The following is a 7,271-nucleotide window of genomic DNA, read 5'->3' on the forward strand; positions in this document are numbered from 1 at the left end:
GTAAGGAGCTATATATGTGGTACTTCGCATGGATTTTGGGAACGCTTCTTGCCTGTGCCTTTGGGGTGATTACCGCGCTGGCGCTTGAGCACGTGGAAGCCACCAAAGCAGGTAAAGAAGAACACTGATGAGTATTATCGTGATGCGATATACGAAATCATTCGGGTTGCATCGAGGCGGCAAGTCTGTGAATCCCCAGGAGCTTACACCAGTAAGTGACTGGGGTAAGCAGACGTAGCCAACAAAGAGGCGACGTGAATGATAAAGTATATGTATGCGATAATGGACAAGCGCCCGTTAAGGGCGCTTTCCTTGTTGATGGCGCTGCTGCTGGCAGGCTGCATTTTCTGGGATCCTTCGCGCTTTGCCGCGAAGACCAGCGAGCTGGAAATCTGGCACGGTTTCTTGCTGATGTGGGCGGTTTGCAGCGGCGTAATTCACGGCGTGGGCTTCCGCCCGCGTGCCGTTCACTGGCAGGGGATTTTTTGTCCGCTTATCGCTGATATCGTGCTCGCTTTAGGTCTCTTCTTTTTCTTCTTTTGAATAAGAGATCTCTGTTAATGCTATGGGCTTGCATAAGCCCATAAAAATTTACGCCCCGTTTACTTTCCCCCATTCCAAACCACCTTTCCCGCGCGTATAGTAGCGAAGTTTGAAAGCTCTAACCTTTTTTTGCATTACCGGGATGTAAAGTGAATACAACGCTGTTTCGATGGCCGGTTCGGGTCTACTACGAAGATACCGACGCCGGTGGTGTGGTTTACCACGCCAGTTACGTCGCTTTTTATGAAAGAGCACGCACAGAGATGCTGCGCCACCATCACTTTAGTCAACAGGTTCTGTTGGCTGAACGCGTTGCCTTCGTGGTTCGCAAAATGACGCTGGAGTATTTTGCCCCCGCCAGACTCGACGACATGCTCGAAGTCCAGACGGAAATTACCTCGATGCGCGGCACCTCTTTGGTTTTCACGCAGCGAATCGTCAACGCCGAGAATACAGTGTTAAACGAAGCTGAGGTTCTCATTGTGTGCGTTGATCCACTCTTAATGAAGCCACGTGCGCTTCCCAAGTCTATTGTCGCGGAGTTTAAGCAGTGACTGACATGAATATCCTTGATTTGTTCCTGAAGGCGAGCCTTCTGGTTAAACTTATCATGTTGATTTTGATTGGTTTTTCTATCGCTTCCTGGGCTATCATTATTCAGAGAACGCGTATCCTTAACTCGGCCGCGCGCGAAGCTGAAGCGTTCGAGGACAAATTCTGGTCCGGGATTGAACTGTCCCGTTTGTATCAGGAGAGCCAGGGGCGTCGCGATAATCTGACCGGTTCGGAGCAGATCTTCTACAGCGGCTTCAAAGAGTTTGCGCGCTTGCATCGGGCCAACAGCCATGCGCCGGAGGCGATCGTCGAAGGGGCATCGCGCGCGATGCGTATTTCGATGAACCGCGAGCTGGAAACGCTGGAGACCCATATTCCGTTCCTCGGCACCGTAGGCTCCATCAGCCCGTATATCGGTCTGTTCGGCACCGTCTGGGGGATCATGCACGCCTTTATCGCCCTTGGCGCGGTGAAGCAGGCCACCCTGCAGATGGTGGCGCCGGGTATCGCCGAAGCGCTGATCGCCACCGCGATCGGTCTGTTCGCCGCTATCCCGGCGGTGATGGCGTACAACCGCCTGAACCAGCGGGTGAACAAGCTTGAACTGAATTACGACAACTTTATGGAAGAGTTCACCGCTATTCTGCACCGTCAGGCCTTTACCACCAGCGAAAGCAATAAGGGGTAAGCCATGGCCAGAGCACGTGGACGCGGACGTCGCGAACTGAAGTCCGAGATCAACATCGTTCCGCTGCTGGATGTCCTGCTGGTGCTGTTGCTGATCTTTATGGCAACGGCGCCGATCATTACGCAGAGCGTGGAAGTCGATCTGCCGGACGCCACGGAATCGCAAGCGGTGAAAAGCAATGACGATCCGCCGGTGATTGTTGAAGTCTCCGGGGTAGGGCAGTACAGCGTGAAAGTGGGGCAGGAGACGCTGTCCCAGCTGCCGCCGGAGCAGGTGATTGCCGAAGCGAAGCGTCGTCTTGAAGCCAATGAGAAAACGGTATTCCTGATCGGCGGTGCGAAAGACGTCCCTTACGATGAAATTATTAAAGCGCTGAACCTGTTGCATAGCGCAGGGGTTAAATCGGTCGGCTTGATGACCAAACCTATTTAATCGCTTCAGGTAGGTGCGTCCGCACGGCGTTCGGCGGCGAGTATCGCTCGCCGTCGGTGCGCATCGCGGGTACAGGCGAACAGTTTTTGGGAACCGATAGTGTCAAAGGCAACCGAACAAAACGACAAGCTTAAACGAGCGATCATCATTTCAGTCGCGCTGCACATCATACTGATCGCGCTGCTGATATGGAGTTCGTTTGACGAGCATCTGGATGCCTCTGCCGGCGGCGGCGGGGGATCGTCGATTGATGCCGTCATGGTCGATCCGGGGGCGGTGGTAAACAATTATAACCGTCAGCAACAGCAGCAGGCCAGCGCACGTCGCGCCGCTGAACAGCGTGAAAAACAGGCGCAGCAGCAGGCGGAAGAGTTACGTGAGAAGCAGGCGGCGGAACAGGAACGGCTGAAACAGCTCGAACAGGAGCGGCTGCAGGCGCAGGAAGCGGCGAAAGAAGCGAAGGAACAACAGAAGCAGGCTGAGGAAGCCGCTGCCAAGGCTGCCGCGGCGGCGAAAGCTAAAGCGGATGCGCAGGCCAAAGAAGCGCAGGAAGCGGCGGCCAAAGCGGCCGCCGAGGCGAAAGCGAAGGCGGATGCCCAGGCGAAAGCGGCTGAACTGGCGGCAGCGAAAGCGGCGGCTGACGCGAAGAAACAGGCCGAAGCCGCCGCCGCGAAAGCGGCTGCCGATGCGAAGAAACAGGCGGAAGCCGAAGCGGCGAAAGCCGCGGCAGAGGCACAGAAGAAAGCGGAAGCGGCAGCGGCGAAGAAAGCGCAACAGGAAGCGGAGAAGAAGGCTCAGCAGGAAGCGGCTAAGCAGGCAGCGGCTGAAAAAGCGGCAGCAGAAAAAGCCGCCGAAAAAGCCGCTGAGAAGGCCGCCGCGCAAAAAGCGGCCGCGGAGAAGGCCGCCGCCGAGAAAGCCGCCGCAGCTGAAAAAGCCGCGGCAGCCAAAGCGGCTGCTGCTGAGAAGGCGGCGGCCGATAAAGCGGCCAAAGCGGCAGCAGCAAAAGCCGCGGCAGCGAAGAAAGCGGCTGCCGCGAAAGAAGCGGACGGCGTGGACGACCTGCTCGGCGATCTGAGTTCAGGTAAGAATGCGCCGAAAGGTAGCACCAGCGGTAGCACAGGTGGCTCTTCACCTGCTAAAGGAAGTAAACCGGGGCAGGGCGGTGCGTCTCAGGCGGAGATTGCCAGCTATATTTCGCAGGTGCAGGCCGCGATTAAAGGACATCTCTATGACTGGGATACGTACAAGGGTAAAGTATGTACGTTGCGCGTAAACCTGGCTCAGGATGGAACGTTGTTGAGTGTGAAATCGGAAGGCGGCGATCCGGCGTTCTGCCAGCAAATGCTGGCGGCCACCAGTCGGATGAGCAAATTCCCTAAACCGCCGTCGCAGGCTGTTTATGAAACGTTCAAAAATGCGCCACTGGACTTCAAACCTTAAGCGCTTTTCCCCCCGCGTCAGCGGGGGGAAAGAAAATAGGGCGGTCATGGGTTTTGGTAGTTTTGTGTATTTGAGTTTGTTAACATTCTGCTAAATTATCGTGGGCTTTTCGCCCGGATAAGGGAGATATGATGAAGCAGGCATTACGAGTAGCATTTGGTTTTTTAATGCTGTGGGCGGCGGTGCTGCACGCAGAAGTACGTATCGAGATCACCCAGGGGGTGGACTCGGCGCGCCCCATCGGCGTGGTACCGTTCCAGTGGGCCGGCCAGGGCGCTGCGCCGGAAGATGTTGGCGGTATCGTGGCGGCTGACCTGCGCAACAGCGGTAAATTCAACCCGCTGGATCGCTCGCGTCTGCCGCAGCAGCCGACCAGTGCCCAGGAAGTGCAGCCTGCTGCCTGGTCTGCGCTGGGTATTGATGCCGTGGTCGTCGGCCAGGTGACGTCAAACCCGGATGGTTCTTACCAGGTAGCGTATCAGCTGGTGGATACCGGCGGTGCGCCGGGCGCAACGCTGGCGCAAGGCTCTTTCAAAGTCACTAAACAGTACCTGCGCTATGCCGCGCACACTGCCAGCGACGCGGTATTTGAAAAGCTGACCGGTATTAAAGGCGCCTTCCGGACTCGTATCGCCTACGTGGTGCAGACCAATGGTGGTCAGTTCCCGTATGAGCTGCGCGTTTCCGATTATGATGGCTACAACCAGTTTGTGGTTCACCGCTCCTCCCAGCCGCTGATGTCCCCGGCCTGGTCACCGGACGGTTCAAAACTGGCTTACGTCACCTTCGAGAGCGGTCGCTCTGCGCTGGTGGTGCAGACCCTGGCGAACGGCGCTGTGCGTCAGATTGCCTCCTTCCCGCAGCACAACGGCGCGCCGGCGTTCTCGCCGGATGGTTCTAAACTGGCCTTCGCGCTGTCGAAAACCGGTAGCCTGAACCTGTACGTGATGGATCTGGGCTCGGGTCAGATTCGTCAGGTGACCAACGGTCGCAGCAACAACACCGAACCAAGCTGGTTCCCGGACAGCCAGAACCTGGCCTTTACCTCTGACCAGGCCGGTCGTCCGCAGGTGTATAAAGTCAATATTAATGGCGGCACGCCGCAGCGTATCACCTGGGAAGGTTCGCAGAACCAGGACGCTGACGTGAGTGCGGATGGTAAAACGATGGTAATGGTCAGCTCGGCCGGCGGCCAGCAGCACATTGCCAAACAAGATCTGGAAGCGGGTGGTGTACAGGTTCTGTCATCAACGTTTTTAGACGAAACGCCAAGTCTGGCACCTAACGGCACTATGGTAATCTACAGCTCTTCTCAGGGGATGGGATCCGTGCTGAATCTGGTTTCTACAGATGGGCGTTTCAAAGCGCGTCTTCCGGCAACTGATGGACAGGTAAAATCGCCTGCCTGGTCGCCGTATCTGTGATAATAAATAATTGATTATTAAAGGAATCAAAGAAATGCAACTGAACAAAGTGCTGAAAGGGCTGATGATCGCTCTGCCGGTTATGGCAATCGCGGCATGTTCTTCTAACAAGAACGCCAGCAACGACCAGAGCGGTGAAGGCATGCTGGGTGCCGGCACTGGTATGGACGCTAACGGTAACGGCGGCAACATGTCTTCTGAAGAGCAAGCTCGTCTGCAGATGCAGCAGCTGCAGCAGAACAACATCGTTTACTTCGATCTGGACAAGTACGATATCCGTTCTGACTTCGCTGCAATGCTGGACGCGCACGCTAACTTCCTGCGTAGCAACCCGTCCTACAAAGTGACTGTAGAAGGTCACGCGGATGAGCGCGGTACCCCGGAATACAACATCGCGCTGGGTGAGCGTCGTGCTAACGCCGTTAAGATGTATCTGCAGGGCAAAGGTGTTTCTGCCGATCAGATCTCCATCGTTTCTTACGGTAAAGAAAAACCAGCAGTACTGGGTCATGACGAAGCGGCATATGCCAAAAACCGTCGCGCCGTACTGGTTTACTAAGAGAATTGCATGAGCAGTAACTTCAGACATCATTTATTGAGTCTGTCGTTACTGGTTGGCATAGCGGCCCCCTGGGCCGCTTTTGCTCAGGCGCCAATCAGTAGTGTCGGCTCAGGCTCGGTCGAAGACCGTGTCACTCAACTCGAGCGTATTTCCAATGCTCACAGCCAGCTTTTAACCCAACTCCAGCAACAACTCTCTGATAACCAGACTGACATTGATTCTCTCCGTGGTCAGATCCAGGAGAACCAGTATCAGCTGAATCAGATCGTTGAGCGTCAGAAGCAGATTCTGCTGCAGATTGACGGGCTGACGAGCGGAGGTGGCGCAGCGGCGGCTGGCGCCCAGGCGTCGTCGTCTTCCGGCGATCAGAGCGCGGCTACCGCCAGCGCAGCGCCAGCGGCCTCGTCAGGCGCTCCGGCGATGACCGGCGATGCGAACACCGATTACAATGCGGCTATTGCCCTGGTGAAGGATGCTTCACGCCAGGATGACGCCATGGTGGCGTTTCAGAACTTCGTTAAAAAGTACCCGGATTCAACTTATCAGCCGAACGCCAACTATTGGCTCGGACAGTTGAACTACAATAAGGGGAAAAAAGACGATGCGGCGTTTTACTTCGCCTCGGTGGTGAAGAACTACCCGAAATCGCCAAAAGCGCCGGACGCCATGTTTAAGGTCGGCGTGATCATGCAGGACAAAGGTGATACCGCGAAAGCGAAAGCGGTTTACCAGCAGGTGATCAGCAAATTCCCCGGCACCGACGGTGCGAAACAAGCGCAAAAACGACTTAATGCTCTTGGTTGATTACGGCATGACCAGAAATCGCGTTATTTCTGGTCTTGTCGCCTGAATCGCCAGCAGTTAAGTGATCTTTATCGAAATTTTAGTTGCGCTGAATTCTGAAATCAGTAATATATGCCGCCGTTGCCAAGGGATATCAAACAAGCCCAAAGCGACGCCAGAGTGGGTCGTTAGCTCAGTTGGTAGAGCAGTTGACTTTTAATCAATTGGTCGCAGGTTCGAATCCTGCACGACCCACCAATCGTTCTGGTGGAACGCGATAGTAAAACGTGAAGGATAACGTTGCGACAGCAACGGCCCATAGGGCGAGGCGAAGCCGAGTCATCCTGCACGACCCACCAGTTAGCAGTATCCAGCGTAGTATCGGGTGATTAGCTCAGCTGGGAGAGCACCTCCCTTACAAGGAGGGGGTCGGCGGTTCGATCCCGTCATCACCCACCACCGGGTCGTTAGCTCAGTTGGTAGAGCAGTTGACTTTTAATCAATTGGTCGCAGGTTCGAATCCTGCACGACCCACCATCTTTAACATCGCACGTCGGTGTTAAACGTGAAGGATAACGTTGTTTCAGCAACGGCCCGAAGGGCGAGCGAAGCGAGTCATCCTGCACGGCCCACCATGTTAATGATGGGGTCGGTGGAGGCAGTATCAGCAGTATCCAGCGCAGTTTCGGGTGATTAGCTCAGCTGGGAGAGCACCTCCCTTACAAGGAGGGGGTCGGCGGTTCGATCCCGTCATCACCCACCACTCGGGTCGTTAGCTCAGTTGGTAGAGCAGTTGACTTTTAATCAATTGGTCGCAGGTTCGAATCCTGCACGACCCACCAAT

General features: G+C 55.5%; 9 protein-coding genes and 5 tRNA genes. All 14 read left to right on the forward strand.

Annotated features, from left to right (window positions below):
• The first annotated feature begins 14 nt into the window (after positions 1-14).
• On the forward strand, positions 15-128 hold the full coding sequence (gene cydX, locus ACLH1U_RS20550) for a cytochrome bd-I oxidase subunit CydX (RefSeq protein WP_004100325.1): 114 nt from the start codon (positions 15-17) through the stop codon (positions 126-128).
• 130 nt (positions 129-258) lie between these two features.
• Positions 259-543 carry a cyd operon protein YbgE gene (gene ybgE / locus ACLH1U_RS20555; RefSeq protein ID WP_008805691.1) on the forward strand — a complete coding sequence of 95 codons (285 nt, stop codon included), beginning with the start codon at positions 259-261 and terminating at the stop codon, positions 541-543.
• 149 nt (positions 544-692) lie between these two features.
• Positions 693-1,097: a tol-pal system-associated acyl-CoA thioesterase gene (gene ybgC / locus ACLH1U_RS20560; protein ID WP_002895056.1), complete on the forward strand. Its 405-nt coding sequence runs from the start codon at positions 693-695 to the stop codon at positions 1,095-1,097.
• Positions 1,094-1,786: a Tol-Pal system protein TolQ gene (gene tolQ / locus ACLH1U_RS20565; protein WP_004152221.1), complete on the forward strand. Its 693-nt coding sequence runs from the start codon at positions 1,094-1,096 to the stop codon at positions 1,784-1,786. Before ybgC ends, tolQ begins: the two co-directional genes overlap by 4 nt.
• A gap of 3 nt (positions 1,787-1,789) precedes the next feature.
• Positions 1,790-2,218: a colicin uptake protein TolR gene (gene tolR / locus ACLH1U_RS20570; RefSeq protein ID WP_002895061.1), complete on the forward strand. Its 429-nt coding sequence runs from the start codon at positions 1,790-1,792 to the stop codon at positions 2,216-2,218.
• Between the two features lie 99 nt (positions 2,219-2,317).
• Positions 2,318-3,658: a cell envelope integrity protein TolA gene (gene tolA, locus ACLH1U_RS20575; RefSeq protein WP_004885996.1), complete on the forward strand. Its 1,341-nt coding sequence runs from the start codon at positions 2,318-2,320 to the stop codon at positions 3,656-3,658.
• Positions 3,659-3,789: 131 nt separating this feature from the next.
• Positions 3,790-5,082, forward strand: a complete 1,293-nt coding sequence (gene tolB, locus ACLH1U_RS20580; protein WP_121936244.1) for a Tol-Pal system beta propeller repeat protein TolB — start codon at positions 3,790-3,792, stop codon at positions 5,080-5,082.
• 34 nt (positions 5,083-5,116) lie between these two features.
• Positions 5,117-5,641 (forward strand): peptidoglycan-associated lipoprotein Pal, encoded by a 525-nt coding sequence (gene pal, locus ACLH1U_RS20585; RefSeq protein ID WP_002895068.1) that lies wholly within the window; start codon positions 5,117-5,119, stop codon positions 5,639-5,641.
• A 9-nt stretch (positions 5,642-5,650) separates the two neighbouring features.
• Positions 5,651-6,448: a cell division protein CpoB gene (gene cpoB, locus ACLH1U_RS20590; RefSeq protein WP_065804712.1), complete on the forward strand. Its 798-nt coding sequence runs from the start codon at positions 5,651-5,653 to the stop codon at positions 6,446-6,448.
• A gap of 161 nt (positions 6,449-6,609) precedes the next feature.
• Positions 6,610-6,685, forward strand: a tRNA-Lys gene (locus tag ACLH1U_RS20595).
• A gap of 125 nt (positions 6,686-6,810) precedes the next feature.
• Positions 6,811-6,886 (forward strand) — tRNA-Val (locus ACLH1U_RS20600).
• A gap of 2 nt (positions 6,887-6,888) precedes the next feature.
• Positions 6,889-6,964: transfer RNA gene (locus ACLH1U_RS20605), tRNA-Lys, on the forward strand.
• 150 nt (positions 6,965-7,114) lie between these two features.
• Positions 7,115-7,190 (forward strand) — tRNA-Val (locus ACLH1U_RS20610).
• A gap of 3 nt (positions 7,191-7,193) precedes the next feature.
• Positions 7,194-7,269: transfer RNA gene (locus tag ACLH1U_RS20615), tRNA-Lys, on the forward strand.
• Positions 7,270-7,271 lie beyond the last annotated feature (2 nt).

The sequence above is a fragment of the Klebsiella sp. 1SOBk5mer genome (assembly GCF_046603115.1).
GTDB lineage: Bacteria > Pseudomonadota > Gammaproteobacteria > Enterobacterales > Enterobacteriaceae > Klebsiella > Klebsiella quasipneumoniae.

What these genes read in the sequence shown, in the direction of transcription:
- cydX (WP_004100325.1), top strand. Translation starts at nt 15, where the DNA reads ATGTGGTACTTCGCATGGATTTTGGGAACGCTTCTTGCCTGTGCCTTT.
- ybgE (WP_008805691.1), top strand. Translation starts at nt 259, where the DNA reads ATGATAAAGTATATGTATGCGATAATGGACAAGCGCCCGTTAAGGGCG.
- tolR (WP_002895061.1), top strand. Translation starts at nt 1,790, where the DNA reads ATGGCCAGAGCACGTGGACGCGGACGTCGCGAACTGAAGTCCGAGATC.
- tolB (WP_121936244.1), top strand. Translation starts at nt 3,790, where the DNA reads ATGAAGCAGGCATTACGAGTAGCATTTGGTTTTTTAATGCTGTGGGCG.
- pal (WP_002895068.1), top strand. Translation starts at nt 5,117, where the DNA reads ATGCAACTGAACAAAGTGCTGAAAGGGCTGATGATCGCTCTGCCGGTT.
- cpoB (WP_065804712.1), top strand. Translation starts at nt 5,651, where the DNA reads ATGAGCAGTAACTTCAGACATCATTTATTGAGTCTGTCGTTACTGGTT.